Raw genomic sequence first — 17,760 nt, forward strand, 5'->3', positions numbered from 1 at the left:
ACAATAGATGGAGCAGCAGAAAAAAACAACAGGAAAAAAAGCGGGCAGCTGGTCATTGTTGATGGGTGCCGCCTTTTTAATGGCGACATCAGCGATCGGCCCGGGTTTCCTCACACAAACCGCAACATTCACAAACACACTCGCGGCAAGCTTCGGTTTTGTCATCTTAATCTCTATTCTTTTAGATATTTTCGCTCAGACCAATGTATGGCGCATCATCGCTGTTTCTGGAAAGCGAGGCCAGGAAATTGCGAATATGGTGCTTCCCGGACTGGGTTATTTCATCGCCATTCTCGTTGTGCTTGGCGGACTTGCTTTTAATATCGGGAATATCGGAGGTGCCGGACTGGGGCTTCAGGTGCTGTTTGGCATTACACCAGAAACAGGCGCTTTGATCAGCGCAGTTATCGCCATTTTGATTTTTGTCATTAAAGAAGCGGGAAAAGCGATGGACCGCTTTACGCAAATCGCCGGCTTCGTCATGATTATTTTAACGGTCTACGTTGCGGCGACTACTGCTCCTCCGGTTGGACAGGCAGTGACAAATACATTCGCTCCGGAACATATCAGCATATTTGCGATCGTCACACTAGTGGGCGGAACCGTCGGCGGATATATTACATTTGCCGGGGGACACCGTTTGCTGGATGCGGGCATTAAAGGAAAGGAATCCATCCCGCAGGTGACAAAAAGCTCGGTTGTCGGCATTTTAATTACTTCTGTTATGCGTATCGCTCTATTCCTTGCGGTGCTTGGCGTTGTGTCAAAAGGCCTGCACATTGATGAAAGCAACCCTGCTGCTTCTGTCTTCAAGCTGGCTGCTGGAAACGTCGGTTATAAAATTTTTGGATTAATTATGTGGTCTGCGGCCATTACCTCTGTTATCGGGGCAGCCTATACATCCGTTTCATTTTTCAAAACCTTTTCTCCAAAAATCGAAAAGAACTCACGCGGCATTATTATCGGATTTATCGTGATTTCTACGTTAGCTTTTATCACAATCGGGCAGCCTGCGAAAATTCTCGTGCTTGTCGGATCTCTGAACGGCCTGATTTTGCCGATTGCGCTCGGAACGCTGCTTGTGGCTGCTTACAAGAAAAACATTGTCGGTGATTATAAGCATCCGCTTTGGCTGACAGGTACAGGCGCACTTGTTGTGATTGTCATGGCAGTTATGGGAATCTACACGTTATGTACACAACTTCCTCGATTGTGGAGCTGATAAAAGGTGGATCAATTAAACAAAGTGGCGCCGCGGGATGTGCGCGCCCTGATACGAGAGGGAAAAATAAACGGGCCGACCGCCGGAATGTCCGGCGGCTATGCCCAGGCGAATCTTGTGATTTTAAAGAAAGACCTTGCTTTTGACTTCCTGCTGTTTTGCCAGCGGAATCAAAAGCCATGTCCTGTGCTGGACGTGACGGAAACAGGTTCACCTGTGCCGTCTTTGGCTGCACCGGATGCTGATATCAGAACGGATTTTCCGAAATACCGTATTTACAGGCACGGTGTCCTTACGGAGGAAGTAGCTGATATCACACCATACTGGGAGGATGACTTTGTCGGCTTTCTGATCGGATGCAGTTTCTCTTTTGAACAGGCGCTGATCAATAATGGAATAGCTGTCAGGCATATTGATGAGGGAACAAACGTCCCGATGTATAAAACGAATATCAATTGTGTTCCAGCGGGGGCGTTTCACGGACAGATGGTTGTCAGTATGAGACCCGTTCCGGAACGGCTGGCTGTACGGGCCGCACAGGTGACTTCACGTTTTCCGGCCGTGCATGGAGGGCCGATCCATATTGGCAATCCTGAAGCAATCGGCATTCGTGATCTGGACAAACCGGATTTCGGTGACGCCGTTTCCATTCGTGAAGGCGAGGTTCCTGTTTTTTGGGCATGCGGGGTGACACCGCAAGCAGTGGCTATGAATGTAAAACCTGAAATGGTCATCACACATGCGCCGGGGCATATGCTCATCACAGATATTCGAGACGAGTCGCTTGCGGTGCTGTAACCTCTCGTCCTCCTAATGAACGAGAAATAAAAGAGGTGAGAAAGATGACTGTACGATATCAATTCGAACAGCTCGGTGATTCTGCAATGATGATCCGATTCGGAGAAGAAATAAATGAACAGGTCAACGGCCTTGTGCATGCCGCGGCCGCATATATAGAAGAACAGCCATTTCCGGGATTCATTGAATGTATCCCGGCTTTTACAAGTCTAACGGTATTTTATGATATGTATGAAGTGTACAAGTATTTGCCTCAAGGGATCAGCTCACCTTTTGAGAAGGTCAAGCGCGATGTTGAAGAGCGGCTGAAGGAAATAGCGGCAGACTATGAAAACAGCCGCCGTGTTGTAGAAGTTCCCGTCTGCTATGGCGGTGAATTCGGGCCTGATTTAGAAGAGGTGGCGAAGATCAATCAGCTGTCACCGGAGGAAGTCATCGATATTCATACAGGCGGCGAATATGTGGTGTATATGCTTGGTTTCGCTCCCGGATTTCCTTTTTTAGGAGGGATGTCCAAACGCATTGCCGCCCCAAGAAAATCATCGCCAAGACCGTCGATTCCCGCTGGTTCAGTCGGTATTGCCGGATTGCAGACAGGCGTTTATCCGATTTCGACGCCGGGCGGCTGGCAGCTGATCGGCAAAACGCCGCTTGCTCTTTTCCGGCCGCGCGAAAACCCGCCGACATTACTGCGGGCGGGAGACACTGTGAAATTTGTCCGCATCTCAGAAGAAGACTATCACGCCTATAAGGAGGAGTCCAATTGAGCATGAAAGTGTTAAAGCCCGGACTGCTCACAACGGTTCAGGATATAGGCAGAACGGGTTATCAAAAATATGGCGTTCTGGCAAGCGGCGCCATGGACACAGTTTCACTGCGCATTGCTAATCTGCTGATCGGCAACTGCGAAAAGGAAGCAGGTCTTGAAATTACACTGATGGGGCCCGGTCCGTCATTTTATTTTTCTAAAACGACGCTGATTGCGGTGACAGGGGCGGACTTCACTTTGCGTATTAATGACGAGGAAGCGCCTTTATGGAAGCCCGTGCTTGTCAAGGAAAACAGCATAGTCAGCTTTGGTCCCTGCAAGCTCGGGAGCCGCGCTTATTTAGCGGCTGCCGGCGGCATCGATGTGACTGCTGTCATGGAAAGCAAAAGCACGTATGTCAGAGCGGGTATCGGAGGACTTCATGGCAGAGCGCTTCAAAAGGAAGATGAACTTACCATTGGAGAGATGTCATCTCTTTCGAAAATTATCTCTTCCCGCTTAAGCCCCCTGCTTGAAAAGCGGGGATTCGCAGCGCCGAAATGGTCGGTCAGCCGCGGCAGGTTTCTGCCATTGAAAAAGAATCCCGTCATTCGGGTGCTGGAAGGGAAACAATTCGACTTTTTCACAGAAAAATCAAAAACGCGTTTTTATGAAGAAACGTTTCGTGTCACTCCGCAATCCGATCGTATGGGCTACAGGCTCAAAGGAGAACCGCTCGAACTGAAGGCGCCGCTTGAGATGGTGTCTGAAGCGGTTTCGTTTGGAACAGTTCAGGTGCCGCCTGACGGCAACCCGATTATCCTGCTTGCAGACCGGCAAACGACCGGCGGCTATCCGAGGATCGCGCACATTATATCCGCTGATCTTCCGATTGTTTCCCAAATCATGCCGGGCGAGCACATCCAGTTTGAGCCTGTATCCCTTCAGAAAGCAGAAGCGCTTGCGATTGAACGGGAACAGCATATAAAAGAACTGAAAATAAGAATGAAGATGGAATGGCTGATATAGCAAAGGGGATGAAAGATGCAGAATAAAAACAAAACCGTAGTGAAATCTATGTCGCTGCTTCATTTGTTTTTGCATGAACCAAGTCTTACCTTGAGTGAACTGGTGTCGAAATCAGGCATGCCGAAAACCTCTGTTCATCGGATGGTCAGTTCTTTGGAGGAAATGGGTTTCCTTAATCGGGATGCGGCCGGCGCTTATTCGCTGGGACTGATGTTTTTGGAATTCGGACAGCTTGTCGCCGACAGGCTGGATATCAGAAAAATAGCGAAACCCATTATGGAAGACCTGTGCCGGGAAGTGGATGAAGCCGTGCAATTGATCATGAGAGACGGCAATGAGGCGATATACGTTGAGAAAATAGAAGGGACACAGACTGTGCGGCTGTACACGGCGATCGGCCGGCGTTCTCCGCTGTACGCGGGAGCGTGTGCCAGAAGCATTCTGTCCTTTCTCCCTCGTGAAGAAATCGAAACATACATCAAACAAACAAAGCTTATTTCAATTGGCTCCGGAACGATCACCGATCCAGAAAAGCTGCTTCAGGTGATTGATGCATCCGTACAAAACGGCTATACCATCAGCTATTCAGAACTCGAAAACTATACGGCGGCCATTGGCGCTCCGATCTTTAACCATAAGCGTCAGGTGGCAGCAGGCATCAGCATTGCAGGCTTTGAAGCGAGATTTACAGCAGACAGGCTTCCGTATTTAACAGAAAAGGTGAAGGATGCCGCCTTACAGATTTCTAGAAAAATAGGGTATTCATAAGTAGCCGATCTTTTCTCCGCTGCGTACATTAACGTATCGACTTTAGGAGTGGAGGAAAAAACATGGTGCTTCGATATACAGCACTGGGGGATTCTTTGACGACAGGGAGAGGAGCCGGGCTGTTTTCTCCCGGCTTCGTCCAGCGTTTCGGAGACATGATGGAAGCCGACTTGAAAACAAATACGGCAATATCCATCTTTGCAAAATCAGGCCTGAATACAGAACAAATTCTGGGGCTGCTGTCTTATCCCTATGTGCAAAAATGCATTCAAGCTGCTGACATGATAACCATCACAGGGTGCGGAAACGATCTCATCGATTCGGTTTTAGAATACGAAACGTCTAAGGATGAAACGATTTTCAGCCGTGTATCCGCCCATTGCCATGAGAATTTTGAAAAGATGATTGCCAAAATCGCCGAGATCAAAGGAGAAAATTCGTCCCCGTACGCCATCCGAGTGTTCAACCTATACAATCCGTTTCCCGGCATTGAAATCGCCGGCAAATGGATCACATCTTTTAATTCACATTTAGAAACACTTGCCTCAGCACCCCATGTCAAAATCGCGGACGCCTACAGCATCTTCAAAGGAAAAGAGCAGGAATACCTGTCCATTGACGGTGTCCATCCGAACAGCAAGGGCTATCAAGCGATGGCTGAAGCCGTTCACAAGCTGGGCTATAAAGAGCTGTCAGTTTCATAGAAACGCGCCTTATGTCAGGGCGCGTTTTTTATGTGAAATTGAAATATTAAAAGAAACTTAAAATTCCCTGTCTTCTGTTCTACAGACAAAAAAAGTGCGCTAGAATAATGGAGGACGTAGGCAAATATAGCCATAACGTTCAATATTTCGTATATAAGGAAGGATGGTCCTTTTGTTTCGGATTTTTAAAATGTCTTTTGCGGTTATCATTATTATACTGGCGCTTATTGCTTTTAACTATACGGAGCATACCTCTGTTATCCAATCGCTCATGCTCGTTTTTCTTGGTGCAGTCATGTTTATGCAGGGGCTTGAAGAGCGCAACAAAGAAAACGACGGCTCAGGCGCTTTTAATATTTATACCGCCGTTTTCGTATGGTCTGTCTCTCTCATCGGTTTTACACTTCATATCATATAATTCTATTGCACATCTTGAAAATGCCCGACCGTCGGGAATGGGGTATAGAACCGATGAAGCAAGGCTTTCCACTCTTGATACTCTGAAGAACCGCGAAAGCCTTCCGTATGGTCCTCAAGTGTTTCCCACTCCACAAGCAGCAGATACTTATGCGTTTCTTCCATGCATTTTGATAACGAGTGCGTGATATAGCCCTTCATGCCGGAAATGATCGGCGCCGCTTGCCGGAACGCCTCCTCAAACTCTTGTTCCAGCCCTTTTTTAATGTGAAGCATTGCCGCCTCTCTGATCATGTCATCCCTTCTTTCTGTCTTTTCAAACAGTCTACAGCAAACGACAGGAGATTTCTGCAAAAGCGGTGAAGCTTTTCCTTCATTTTCAAAAAAATCTTGCAAGCACTAATTCATATAAGAGAAAATAACAAGTGGAAGGAAGGGGAAAGTCATGTTAAAAAAGTGTATTCTACTAGTATTTCTATGCGTCGGATTGATTGGATTAATCGGATGCTCCAAGACGGATTCACCAGAGGATCGTATGGAAGCATTCGTGAAACAATGGAACGATCAGCAATTCGATGAGATGTATCAAAGCCTGACCAAAGATGTTAAAAAAGAAATCTCCAAGAAAGATTTCATCAACAGGTATAAAACCATTTACGAGCAGGCAGGCGTGAAACATCTGAAAGTCACTGCAGGAGATGTGGATAAGGACGATAAAGACAACGAGACAATGAAGCACATCCCATATAAGGTCAGCATGGATACAAATGCGGGCAAGGTCAGCTTCAAAAATACCGCCGTGCTGAAAAAAGAAAAAACAGATGACGAGGAGTCATGGAATATAGATTGGGACCCGTCGTTTATTTTCAAGCAGCTGGCTGATGACAAAAAAGTGCAAATTATGAGCATCGAACCAAAACGAGGCCAAATTTACGATAAAAACGGGAAAGGCTTAGCCATCAATACAGATGTTCCTGAAATCGGAATTATTCCCGGTGAGCTTGGCGATAAAAAAGAAAAAACCATAAAAGAGCTCGCGAAAAAACTTGATTTGACTGAAGACGACATCAAGAAAAAGCTAAACCAAGGCTGGGTGAAAGACGATTCGTTTGTGCCGGTCAAAATGGTCAAGCCTGACCAGCAGAAATTAGTGTCTGAGGCCACCTCATTACAAGGTGTAACAAGAACGAATGTCAGCTCCCGCTACTATCCGTATGGCGAAAAGACTGCCCATTTAACAGGCTACGTACGCGCCATCACTGCGGAGGAACTGAAGAAACAGAAAGACGGAACATACAGCGATACGTCTAACATCGGCATCGCCGGACTTGAAAATGTGTATGAAGACAAGCTAAGAGGCACAACCGGCTGGAAAATCTACGTGCCGCAAACCGGAGAAGTCATCGCTGAGAAGAAAGCGAAGGACGGCGAGGATCTTCACCTCACAATTGATATCAAAACGCAAACAAAGCTGTATGATGAACTAAAGGATGACAGTGGGGCGGCAGTCGCGCTGCAGCCGAAGACAGGCGAAACACTCGCTCTTGTCAGCGCACCTTCTTACGATCCAAACGGATTTATTTTCGGCTGGGACGATAAGGAATGGAAAAAACTAAACGAAGATAAAAACAATCCGTTTTCAGCGAAATTCAACAAAACCTACGCGCCGGGTTCCACGATTAAACCGATTGCAGCTGCCATCGGACTCAAAAACGGCACCCTTAAAGCGGATGAGAAGAAAACAATCAAAGGCAAAGAGTGGCAAAAGGATTCAAGCTGGGGCGGCTATTCAGTGACACGTGTGTCCGAGAGCCTTCAGCAAGTCGATCTGGAAAATGCCCTCATTACATCTGACAATATTTATTTCGCGCAGAACGCACTTGATATGGGAGCGGACAACTTTACAAAAGGTCTGAAAACGTTTGGCTTCTCAGAGGACATTCCGTACGAATTCCCGACCCAGAAGTCGTCTATCGCAAATGACAAGCTCGATTCAGACATTCTGCTTGCGGATACAGGATACGGACAAGGGCAAATGCAAATGTCTCCGCTTCACTTGGCGGCTGCTTACACGCCATTTGTGGATAACGGAGATCTTGTCAAACCGACACTGATCAAAAAAGATTCACAAACAGCCGATGTCTGGCACAAGCAAGTGGTCACGAAGGAAGGAGCGGCGGACATTACAAAAGGTCTGAAAGGCGTCGTGGAAGACGTGCGCGGATCAGCGTATCAGCCTGTCGTGAAAGGAATCACTGTTGCCGGAAAAACTGGAACAGCCGAGCTGAAAACATCAAAAGATGATAAAGACGGCGCGGAAAATGGCTGGTTCGTCGGCTACGATTACAAAAATAAAGACCTGCTTGTCGCAATGATGATCCAAAATGTGCAAGACCGCGGCGGCAGCCACTATGTCGTTGAGAAAGCGAAAAAGCAATTTCAATCGAATTAATGCCTTTTTGACAGGAATGAAAGGAAAAAGGGGATCTGAGGCCGAATGAACTAATAAGGGGCAAAACCCGGTTTGTACACAGAAAAGAGGGATTTTGCATGCAGCGTATTCAATTGGCGGAGGATCTTCAATTTTCAAGAGTCATCCACGGGCTTTGGCGGCTGAATGAATGGAACTATTCAGATGCCGAGCTGCTCAGCCTCATTGAATGGTGTATCGATCACGGCATCACAACCTTTGACCATGCCGATATTTACGGAGGCTATACGTGCGAAAGGCTGTTTGGAAACGCTCTTGCCCTTTCGCCCGGATTAAGGGAAAATATTGAGCTGGTCACAAAATGCGGCATCGTTCTTGAAGCACCTGAACGTCCCGCTCACAGTTCGCATCATTATAACACAAGCAAATCACATATTTTAGCATCCGTTGAGCAATCTCTTATGAACCTAAGAACGGATTATATCGATGTGCTTCTGATTCACAGACCGGACCCGCTCATGGACCCGGAGGGAGTATCAGAGGCGTTTCAAGCGCTGAAATGCTCCGGCAAGGTCAGACACTTCGGCGTTTCAAATTTTAAAGACCACCAGTATCGCATGCTGGAATCGTATTTGCCTGAAAAGCTCGTGACCAATCAGATCGAGCTATCCGCATATGAATTAGAAAATGTGCTGGACGGCACACTGAACCTGTGCCAGGAAAAACGGATTCCGCCAATGGCTTGGTCACCGCTGGCAGGCGGCAAAGTATTCACCGGCGACACAGAAAAAGACCGCCGTGCCCGCACGGCGCTCGAATCCGTTCAGGCGGAAATCGGCGCCGCGTCAATAGACGAGGTGATGTACGCATGGCTGTTTACGCATCCGGCCGGCATCATGCCGATTGTCGGAAGCGGAAAACGCGAGCGGATTTCCGCTGCGGTACATGCGCTGGCATACAAGCTTGATCAGGATCAGTGGTTCCGCATTTTTACAGCCGTACAGGGCTGCGATATACCTTAACAAAAAGCACCAGCTAAACAGCTGGTGCTTTTTCAATACTGTCACACTTGCTAGTGCCAAATTACCATTTATAAGTGATTGAATCTCCTTTGAAAGCGTTTTATATTAAAAAGAAAACCTCTCTTTTATTATCTCCTGAATTTCCTCGCGACTTCATCCATACATCACGACTGTCTAGGAGGCCTTTTTATGTATATGACTGCCAGAGAACAAAAGCTGTTAAAGCACTTATTATTACAAAACCGATATGTCACTGTCACTGAGCTTGCCGAGCTGATGGAAGTCAGCACGAGAACCATTCACAGAGAGCTCAAATCAATTAAGCCACTGATGGAAACCGCAAACCTTACGCTCGATAAACAGCCCGGTAAAGGGTTGAAGGCAGTGGGAAGTCCCGAGGACAAACAAAAGCTGCTGACTGATTTATCATACGAACAGCATGAATATAGCGCGGACGAACGTAAACTGCTCATTCTCTGTTCGTTATTAGAGTCTCAGGAACCGGTTAAGCTGTACACGCTTGCCCATGATCTGCAGGTGACGAATGCCACGGTCAGCTATGACTTAGACGAGCTGGAGAAATGGATTTCTCCCTTCGGATTGATATTGATCCGTAAAAGAGGCTTTGGCATCCAGCTTTTAGGGCCGGAAAATGCGAAACGGAAAATTGTCGGCAACTTGATTGTGAACCGTCTCGATATCCAAATGTTTTTGGAAGCGGTTGAGTTAAACATCAAAGGAAAAGCCGATTCATCAGAGAAAATGTTCGGCGTAGTCAGCAAAGGCGAGCTGTTAAAAATGGAGCGTATCTTATTTCAGCTGAAAGAAAAAATCGCCTTTTCATTGTCCGACAGCTCCTATATCGCGCTCGTCGTCCATCTGACGTATGCAATTGAACGGATCAAGCTTGGGGAAACCATCACCATGGAGCAAGCCGAACTTGAGGAACTGAAGAGTGCAAAAGAATACAGCTCTGCTCTTGAAATCGCGGGCGAGCTTGAACGTGCCTTCAGTGTAACAATTCCGGAGGCGGAGGTCGGCTATATTACAATCCACCTTCGAAGCGCCAACCGAAAATACAAAACAGAATACAAAGCGCAGGAAATCGAACTGGAAACAGCTCTGCAAACAAAGCGGCTCATTGCTTTTATTTCAGACAAAATCAGAATGGATCTCACGAAAAACTACTCTTTATATGAAGGCTTGATCGCCCACTTGGAACCGGCCGTCAGCCGCATAAAAGAGAATATTGAGATATACAATCCGATGAAGGAACAGATCAAGCGCGATTATTTTCTGCTTTATATGGCGATTGAAGAAGGCGTGGAAAAGGTTTTTCCGGGCATGTCCTTTTCTGATGATGAGATCGCTTTTATCGTTCTTCACTTTGGCTCAGCTCTTGAAATCAAAAAAGAAGAAGCAAAAGTGAAAGCGCTTGTCGTCTGCTCAAGCGGGATCGGTTCTTCGAAAATGCTTGCTTCCAGACTGAAGAAAGAACTTCCGGAAATTCAGTCATTTGACATGTCCTCTTTGATCGAGCTGAAGGACAGAGATGTTCAATCGTATGATATGATCGTTTCCACCGTTCCGATTCCTTACGAAAACATTGATTACATGATGGTCAGCCCGCTTTTAAATGAGGAAGACGCAAATCAGGTGAAGCAGTATATCAAGCGGAAAATTCCCCTCATTCTTGAGAAAAAAAGAAGCACGAAGGAAGAGGCGCGTCAAGCTGACGTGCCTGACATGCTGGCAGCGGCGGAAAGCGTGGGGCGGTATATGGCGGTCATGCAAGATGTGCTGCGCCACTTTACTCTTACTCACCTCAAAACAAACCCTGATCATAGCATGCTCCTGTTAGAGCTATTCCGGCAGCTGAAGAAAGATGGCTTGATCCGTGATCCGAAAAAAGCGGCGGATTGCCTGGCGGAGCGGGAGAAACAAGGGGGATTGGGAATCCCGGGGACAAACATGGCGCTTTATCATCTCAAAAATGATGAAATTGTCCTGCCTTTTTTCAAAATATATGATCTCAGCACCTCTTATGAAGTGAATGGCATGGACGGAAATACCCTCAGGATGACACGTATCCTCATGATGATGGCGCCTGATTCATTATCTGCTGAAGGCTCGGAGATTTTAAGCGCAATCAGCTCCGCCATTATCGAGAGCAGAGAAAGCATCGCGGGGTTTCAGGAAGAGGGAGAACAAGAACTGTATCAGCGGTTAAACCGCGTATTTTTCACATGGATGAAAGAAAAAAACATCCTGTAATCCTCCACGGCACACGTCAAAAAAATGGCGTGTGTTTTTATGTGGGTGGGGCACAAAATAAGAAAATGCGGGACTATTTTATCATTCATCAATGGAATAATTCCAAAATGAAATAGTTTTACAAGTTATCTTTTTTGGGTTAAAATGGGTGAGGTAGGAAGAAAATCTAACAAATTATAGAAGATTAATGAGAATATAGGAGATGACGATATGGAAACACTACAGCATCTGATCCTGCATGACATGCCGGATAGCGAAGAAATAGAGGCTGTAAAAAGCGGAGCTCATACACTGACATATAAAGAATACCGTAAGCGGATTAATCAACTGGCAAATGCCATGCTGCAAAAAGGAATTCAAAAAGGAGACCGTGTCGCACTGCTTTGCAAAAACGGTCATCCTGCATCAACTGTTATGTTCGCCGCGCTTGAAATAGGTGCTGTTGTGGTACCTGTCAGCTGGCAGCTGAAACCATATGAAATGACAGGCATTTTAAAAGCGAGTGAACCGAAAGCGATGTTTTACGGAGCGGAGTTTAAAGAGACACTCAACGAAGTTCTTCCTGAGCTGTCTTCACTCCAGATTATGATGGAAACAGGTACAGCTTACGAAACATCTGCTGCATTTGAAGCTCTGTTTGCGGGTCCTGACCATTTGCCCGAAACTGAAATGGTTTCCCCAGATGATACGGCGCTTCTGATGTTTACGTCCGGAACGACAGGAAACCCGAAAAGATGCATGATCACACATGGCGGCATATACAGATATGTAGAAAGATCCACTAGCTCAGCAACACGCATGAAGGGCCTTCGTTTTCTCGCGTGCCACCCGATTTATCATACGAGTGCGCTCATTTGCATCATGCTGGGAACCTTTGCAGGAACGACTTTCATTTTTACAAAGGATCAAGATCCTGTTGATATGCTGAAGGTCATTGAAGAAGAAAAAATTCAAAGCGTGATGGCTCTTCCTGTGTTTTACACGTATTTGCTCGAAGCATGGGAAAAGCACCAAACCGACATATCTTCGCTTGTGATTTTAATGACAGGCGGAACAAAAGTGCCGAGCAGCCTGATCCGCCGCTATAATGATATCGGCATTCCGCTCGCACACGGCTATGGAAGCACTGAAGCTTGGGGAATCAGCACATGGATGCCTGAGATGGGAATGGATAAAGCTGCATCTGCGGGGAAACCTGTGGAAGGTGTTAAAGTCAAAGTCGAAGATCCTCAGACGGGAGAAGAACTCCCTCAAGGTGAAATCGGCGAAATCGTTGTTCACACGCCATTCTTATTTAAAGGCTATGAAGACAACCCTGAAGCGACAGCAAAAGTGCTGCAAAACGGCTGGTTCAAAACCGGAGATTCAGGCTATGTGGATGAAGATGGCTTTATTTTCATCACTGGACGCTACAAGGATGTCATTATTTACGGAGGCGATAACGTCTATCCGGATCAGGTTGAAGAAGTCATCCAGCAGATCCCGGGAATTCTTGAAACGGCTGTGGTCGGTATACCAGACCCGCTGTACGGAGAAAAACCGCGCGCTTTTATCGTGACAAACGGCGGCCAGCGTATAACGGAAGAGGACGTCGTCGCATTTTGCCAGGAACGCCTTTCCGCTTACAAAATACCTGAAGTTGAATTCGTGAACGAACTGCCGAAAAATAACCTCGGCAAGGTAAAAAAAGACGTCTTGCGCAAGCAGGCTGTACATTCGTAAAAAAGAAGCCCGTCACTTATGTGACGGGCTTCTTTGCAGTTGCACAGACGGAAAGCTCAGGCTTAATGTTTTTAAAGTGCAGCTCAATATCTTCAAATCCGGCTGCTTGGAAGTCGGCAATCATCTGTTGTCCAAATGATTTGGTTTTTTCGGAACTGGCGTCCGCTTCCCGCGGCTGCATCGTAATCGCTGCTTTGCCGCCGGGCTTTAGCGCCCGGTACATCTGTCTCACGCCTTTTGTCTGGTCATTCCAAATGGTGTAGTTGTTAACGGAAATCACTTTATCATAAAACGAGGCGGCGAGAGGGAATGTCTCAATGTTTCCTTGTATCAAACGCACACCTTTTGATTTTACTCTGCGGGCGGCCAGCTTCAGCATGGCTTCTGATATATCAATCCCATGAAGCCCAACGGTCTTTTCTCGTTTCAGCATCTGCTGCATGCAGTATCCCGGGCCGAACCCGATTTCTAAAATGCTGTCTCCGCGTGTGACCCCAAGCTGATCGATTGTCCACTGATTCAGTGTCTGATTTTCAGCTGCCATGATGTACCCGGCAAGCATGCCGCATACGCCCTTTGGCCGGCTGAATTTTTTAGAAAGCATGTTAATCATTCAGCAACCCCCTTTGCAAGTTATTTCCTCCTTACGTTTCATGTGAAACATTTTTCTAATAAAGCAATGTGAAGGTGCCAATCCATGTTTATGAGTAGACCGTGTGAGGTACTCAACAAATAGACATGAAAACAAAGGAGGAGAATCATCATGACAAATTATCCAAACGAACTGCCGGGACAAATCCAAAATCGCCAGCCGGGAATCGAAAGTGAAATGAATCCAACCCCGGTGTATGAGTACGAACATTATAAAGGCTCTGGCAAATTAAAAGGAAAAGCAGCGCTCGTTACAGGCGGCGACAGCGGGATCGGACGCGCGGTATCCGTCGCTTACGCAAAGGAAGGCGCTGACATCGCCATTGTGTATAAAGATGAGCATGGGGACGCCGAAGAGACGAAAAAGCGTATAGAACAAGAAGGTGTAAAATGCCTGCTGATCCCCGGTGACGTAGGCGAAGAGGAGTTCTGCAATGAAGCGGTTGAAAAAACGGTCAAGGAGCTAGGCGGCCTAGATATCCTTGTAAACAATGCCGGTGAACAGCATCCGAAGGACAGCATCAAAGAAATTTCAAGTGAACAGCTTCACCGCACATTCAAAACAAACTTTTATTCTCAATTTTATTTGACTAAAAAAGCAATTGATTACTTAAAACCGGGCAGTACTATTATCAACACGACATCCATCAATCCGTACGTAGGGAACCCGAAACTGATTGATTATACAGTGACAAAAGGCGCGATCAATGCCTTTACAAGAACAATGGCACAGGCGCTTGCCAGTGATGGAATCCGTGTGAATGCAGTTGCACCGGGACCAATTTGGACGCCATTAATTCCGTCTACATTCTCAGAAGAGACAGTCGCTCAATTTGGAAAAAATGCGCCTCTGGGCCGTCCTGGACAGCCTGTTGAGCTCGTTGGCTCTTATGTGCTGCTAGCTTCAGATGAGTCATCTTACATGACAGGCCAAACACTGCACGTTAATGGCGGCAGTTTTGTGACGACATAAGAGGGAGTGAAACATGTGGGTATCACGAAAGAAGAAGTCAACAGCTATTATCAAAAAGCCGGTATTGTATTAACAGATGAGGAAGTAGACCAAATTCAGCTGATGGACTACGGCTTAGGAAAAGAAAGAAAAGCCGGGCTCCAGCTCTTCATCTACGTGAATACAGACCGTTATTGCTCAAAGGAACTGGTGCTGTTTCCGGGACAGACGTGCCCGGAACACCGCCATCCGCCGGTCGACGGCCAGAAAGGCAAGGAAGAGACATTCCGCTGCCGCTACGGAAAAGTATATCTTTATGTAGAAGGAGAAAAAACGCCGCTTCCAAAGGTTCTCCCTCCGCAAGAGGACAAAGAATACTATACAGTCTGGCACGAAATTGAGCTTGAACCAGGCGAGCAATATACGATCCCGCCGAACACGAAGCATTGGTTCCAGGCCGGGGAAGAAGGTGCCGTCGTGACGGAAATGTCTTCGACGAGCACAGATAAACATGATATCTTTACGGATCCGAGAATTTAAGGATGGGGCTTAAACAGCCCATCCTTTTTTGTATTGAAAAAAACAGAATCACCGCTATAATGGGTAAAAAAGGAAAGAGGGCGAGGAAATGTTCACCTGCAAGGTAAATGAGCACATCACCATTCGATTGCTGGAGCCAAAGGATGCGGATCGGCTTGCCGAACTCATTATCGAAAATCAGCAGCGGCTCGGCCGGTGGCTGTTTTTTGCGGAAAACCCAAGCAGCGCTGAAACGTATAGAGAAACACTCATTCCAGATTGGCGGCGGCAATATGCCGACATGAACGGCATCGAAGCGGGGCTCCTTTATGACGGCAGCCTATGCGGCATGATCGGACTGCATAACCTTGATCAAGTGAATCGAAAAGCGGAAATCGGATACTGGATTGCCCAAGAATATGAAGGAAAAGGCATCATGACTGCCGCCTGCCGGACTCTCATCACGTATGCCTTTGAAGAGCTTGGACTGAACCGCGTTGCAATATGTGCGGCTGTCGGAAATCAAAAAAGCCGGGCGGTCCCGGAGCGGCTCGGCTTTCAAGAGGAAGGGAAGGCGCGGGACGGCTTATTTGTTAACGGCAGGTATCATGATCTTGTGTATTACAGCATGCTGAAGCGTGAATGGAAAGAATCAAAATAAAACGCGCATTTTCTTGTTTAAATCTTCCCCGGATGTGGAAAAGTAACAGCGGAGACGTTAAAAAGGAGTGATTCACAATGAATCAGCAAGATATCAAACAAAAAGTGCTAGATGTTCTAGAACACCATAAAGTAGGCTCGCTCGCAACGGTTCAAAAGGGTAAGCCGCATTCCCGCTACATGACTTTTTTCCATGACGGGCTGACGATCTACACACCAACAAGCAAAGAAACTCATAAAACGGAAGAGATTGAGAACAACCCCAATGTCCACATTTTATTAGGCTATGATTGTGAAGGCTTTGGCGACGCGTATGTCGAGGTTGCAGGAAAAGCCAAAATCAACAATTCGGCTGAACTGAAGGACAAAATATGGAGTTCCAAATTAGAACGCTGGTTTGACGGCAAGGATGATCCAAATCTGGTGATTCTTGAAATTCAGCCGGAGGATATCAGATTGATGAATGCCGGAGAGAAAACGCCAGTCTCACTCGAATTATAAAAAGGTTGTATTTGCAGGGGCGATATGTTATCATGAATAGCTAAGCAAGAAAAATAAGCAAATAAAAAAGAAAGTAAACTTCTTTTTTCTGTTTTGAGATAGAAGCTTTACCGCTTCACGAGCAGCAAACCAGCTGCCCTTATTCTTTTCCTTCATAACAAATCGCCCCTAACGATGAGATGGAAAAAAGACTTTTTTGTTTTACAATTCACACTGGCGCGGCTTCGGAGCCGCAGTGACGATTGAGAGGTAGGGCTTTCGTTGTCTTGTGTTCAAGAAATTTCCATGGTGTTTACTTTCAAGAGTGATTCTTCGGAACAATGCTTTATGAATCTAACCCGCCCGATGTGCGGATGATATAATCTTTATTTGCGTATAGAAAAGAATAAGACAAACCGTCCGGCGCGAGCCGGCGGTTTTTTTATTGGAAACTGAAACCTCTTTATCTTCTCTATAGTCTTATCTCTAGGATGAAATTGGAGGAAGAATAACGTGCATGTCATTACAACACAAGTACTTTTTATTTTCTGTTTTTTATTACTGATTCACTCGATAGAAACTTTAGCTTATGCCACCAGGCTTTCCGGGGCCCGCGTTGGATTTATTGCGTCCGCGCTTTCTCTGTTTAATGTCATGGTCATCGTATCCAGAATGTCGAACATGGTGCAGCAGCCCTTTACCGGACATTTAATTGATGATGCGGGAAAAAACGCTCTGGCGATTGTCAGCGAGCAGTTCCGCTTCTTGATTTTCGGATCGACAGTCGGCACCATCCTGGGCATTATCCTGCTTCCGTCTTTTGTCGCTCTTTTCTCACGGGCGATTATTCACTTGGCGGGCGGCGGCGGCTCCGTTTTCCAAGTGTTTCAAAAGGGATTCTCGAAACAAGGATTCAAAAATGCCCTTTCCTATTTGCGTCTGCCGTCTCTTTCATATGTAAAAGGGTTTGACATCCGCTTGATCCCGAAGCGTTTGTTTGTCATCAACATGCTGATTACATCCATTTATACGATCGGCGTGCTTTCGGCTTTATACGCAGGCCTTCTGGCGCCGGAGCGCAGCACGACAGCCGTCATGGCATCGGGTTTGATCAACGGGATTGCGACGATGCTGCTGGCCATTTTTGTTGATCCTAAGGTATCTGTTCTCGCAGATGACGTGGCAAAAGGAAAAAGAAGCTATACGTATTTAAAGTGGACCTCTATCACAATGGTTACCTCAAGGGTGGCGGGCACGCTCCTCGCCCAGCTCTTGTTTATCCCGGGCGCCTACTATATCGCGTGGCTGACAAAGTGGTTTTAACTAAGAAAGGCTGGATCATAAAGATCCAGCCTTTTTCGCG

Annotated in this window: 18 protein-coding genes; 16 read left to right on the plus strand and 2 right to left on the minus strand. The window is 46.6% G+C overall.

The window, feature by feature from the left end; translation table 11 throughout:
- The first annotated feature begins 7 nt into the window (after positions 1 to 7).
- From G4P54_RS02235 to G4P54_RS02265, 7 genes are all read left to right on the plus strand, one after another.
- Complete coding sequence (locus G4P54_RS02235; protein WP_167871650.1) at positions 8 to 1,222, plus strand: NRAMP family divalent metal transporter; 1,215 nt, start codon at positions 8 to 10, stop codon at positions 1,220 to 1,222.
- A gap of 24 nt (positions 1,223 to 1,246) precedes the next feature.
- A complete protein-coding gene (locus tag G4P54_RS02240) occupies positions 1,247 to 2,020 on the plus strand; it encodes a putative hydro-lyase (RefSeq protein ID WP_167873802.1) in 774 nt (257 codons plus the stop codon).
- Positions 2,021 to 2,064: 44 nt separating this feature from the next.
- Positions 2,065 to 2,787, plus strand: a complete 723-nt coding sequence (pxpB, locus tag G4P54_RS02245) for a 5-oxoprolinase subunit PxpB (RefSeq protein WP_167871651.1) — start codon at positions 2,065 to 2,067, stop codon at positions 2,785 to 2,787.
- A 2-nt stretch (positions 2,788 to 2,789) separates the two neighbouring features.
- Positions 2,790 to 3,797 carry a 5-oxoprolinase subunit C family protein gene (locus tag G4P54_RS02250; protein WP_167873803.1) on the plus strand — a complete coding sequence of 336 codons (1,008 nt, stop codon included), beginning with the start codon at positions 2,790 to 2,792 and terminating at the stop codon, positions 3,795 to 3,797.
- Positions 3,798 to 3,812: 15 nt separating this feature from the next.
- Entirely contained in the window at positions 3,813 to 4,565 is a 753-nt protein-coding gene (locus G4P54_RS02255; protein WP_167871652.1) for an IclR family transcriptional regulator, read from the plus strand.
- 62 nt (positions 4,566 to 4,627) lie between these two features.
- Positions 4,628 to 5,269, plus strand: coding sequence for a spore germination lipase LipC (gene lipC / locus G4P54_RS02260; RefSeq protein ID WP_167871653.1), 642 nt, complete (start codon positions 4,628 to 4,630; stop codon positions 5,267 to 5,269).
- Between the two features lie 172 nt (positions 5,270 to 5,441).
- On the plus strand, positions 5,442 to 5,687 hold the full coding sequence (locus tag G4P54_RS02265) for a YczI family protein (RefSeq protein WP_167871654.1): 246 nt from the start codon (positions 5,442 to 5,444) through the stop codon (positions 5,685 to 5,687).
- A gap of 2 nt (positions 5,688 to 5,689) precedes the next feature.
- Here the strand turns inward: G4P54_RS02265 and G4P54_RS02270 are convergent, their stop codons facing one another.
- Positions 5,690 to 5,980, minus strand: a complete 291-nt coding sequence (locus G4P54_RS02270; RefSeq protein ID WP_167871655.1) for an antibiotic biosynthesis monooxygenase family protein — start codon at positions 5,978 to 5,980, stop codon at positions 5,690 to 5,692.
- Between the two features lie 151 nt (positions 5,981 to 6,131).
- Here G4P54_RS02270 and pbpC point away from each other — a divergent pair, with 151 nt between their 5' ends.
- From pbpC to G4P54_RS02290, 4 genes are all read left to right on the plus strand, one after another.
- Complete coding sequence (gene pbpC / locus G4P54_RS02275) at positions 6,132 to 8,138, plus strand: penicillin-binding protein 3 (RefSeq protein ID WP_167871656.1); 2,007 nt, start codon at positions 6,132 to 6,134, stop codon at positions 8,136 to 8,138.
- Between the two features lie 98 nt (positions 8,139 to 8,236).
- A complete protein-coding gene (locus G4P54_RS02280; protein ID WP_167871657.1) occupies positions 8,237 to 9,139 on the plus strand; it encodes an aldo/keto reductase in 903 nt (300 codons plus the stop codon).
- A gap of 189 nt (positions 9,140 to 9,328) precedes the next feature.
- Positions 9,329 to 11,413, plus strand: coding sequence for a mannitol operon transcriptional activator MtlR (gene mtlR / locus G4P54_RS02285; RefSeq protein ID WP_167871658.1), 2,085 nt, complete (start codon positions 9,329 to 9,331; stop codon positions 11,411 to 11,413).
- Positions 11,414 to 11,623: 210 nt separating this feature from the next.
- Positions 11,624 to 13,135 carry a class I adenylate-forming enzyme family protein gene (locus tag G4P54_RS02290; protein ID WP_167871659.1) on the plus strand — a complete coding sequence of 504 codons (1,512 nt, stop codon included), beginning with the start codon at positions 11,624 to 11,626 and terminating at the stop codon, positions 13,133 to 13,135.
- A gap of 16 nt (positions 13,136 to 13,151) precedes the next feature.
- Here G4P54_RS02290 and G4P54_RS02295 read toward each other — a convergent pair whose 3' ends face one another.
- A complete protein-coding gene (locus tag G4P54_RS02295) occupies positions 13,152 to 13,748 on the minus strand; it encodes a class I SAM-dependent methyltransferase (protein ID WP_205781568.1) in 597 nt (198 codons plus the stop codon).
- A gap of 150 nt (positions 13,749 to 13,898) precedes the next feature.
- Here G4P54_RS02295 and G4P54_RS02300 point away from each other — a divergent pair, with 150 nt between their 5' ends.
- The 5 genes from G4P54_RS02300 to amj all read left to right on the plus strand — a co-directional run bounded on the left by G4P54_RS02300 (position 13,899) and on the right by amj (position 17,720).
- Positions 13,899 to 14,759 carry an SDR family oxidoreductase gene (locus tag G4P54_RS02300; protein ID WP_024714490.1) on the plus strand — a complete coding sequence of 287 codons (861 nt, stop codon included), beginning with the start codon at positions 13,899 to 13,901 and terminating at the stop codon, positions 14,757 to 14,759.
- 15 nt (positions 14,760 to 14,774) lie between these two features.
- The gene (lyxE, locus tag G4P54_RS02305) at positions 14,775 to 15,278 is read left to right on the plus strand and encodes a D-lyxose ketol-isomerase (RefSeq protein WP_167871660.1); all 504 of its coding nucleotides are present in this window, start codon (positions 14,775 to 14,777) and stop codon (positions 15,276 to 15,278) included.
- An 88-nt stretch (positions 15,279 to 15,366) separates the two neighbouring features.
- The gene (locus tag G4P54_RS02310; RefSeq protein ID WP_167871661.1) at positions 15,367 to 15,918 is read left to right on the plus strand and encodes a GNAT family N-acetyltransferase; all 552 of its coding nucleotides are present in this window, start codon (positions 15,367 to 15,369) and stop codon (positions 15,916 to 15,918) included.
- 77 nt (positions 15,919 to 15,995) lie between these two features.
- Positions 15,996 to 16,418, plus strand: coding sequence for a pyridoxamine 5'-phosphate oxidase family protein (locus tag G4P54_RS02315; protein ID WP_024714487.1), 423 nt, complete (start codon positions 15,996 to 15,998; stop codon positions 16,416 to 16,418).
- 492 nt (positions 16,419 to 16,910) lie between these two features.
- Complete coding sequence (amj, locus tag G4P54_RS02320; protein WP_167871662.1) at positions 16,911 to 17,720, plus strand: lipid II flippase Amj; 810 nt, start codon at positions 16,911 to 16,913, stop codon at positions 17,718 to 17,720.
- The last annotated feature ends 40 nt before the right edge of the window (positions 17,721 to 17,760 follow it).

This window comes from Bacillus tequilensis, assembly GCF_012225885.1.
Classification (GTDB): domain Bacteria; phylum Bacillota; class Bacilli; order Bacillales; family Bacillaceae; genus Bacillus; species Bacillus tequilensis.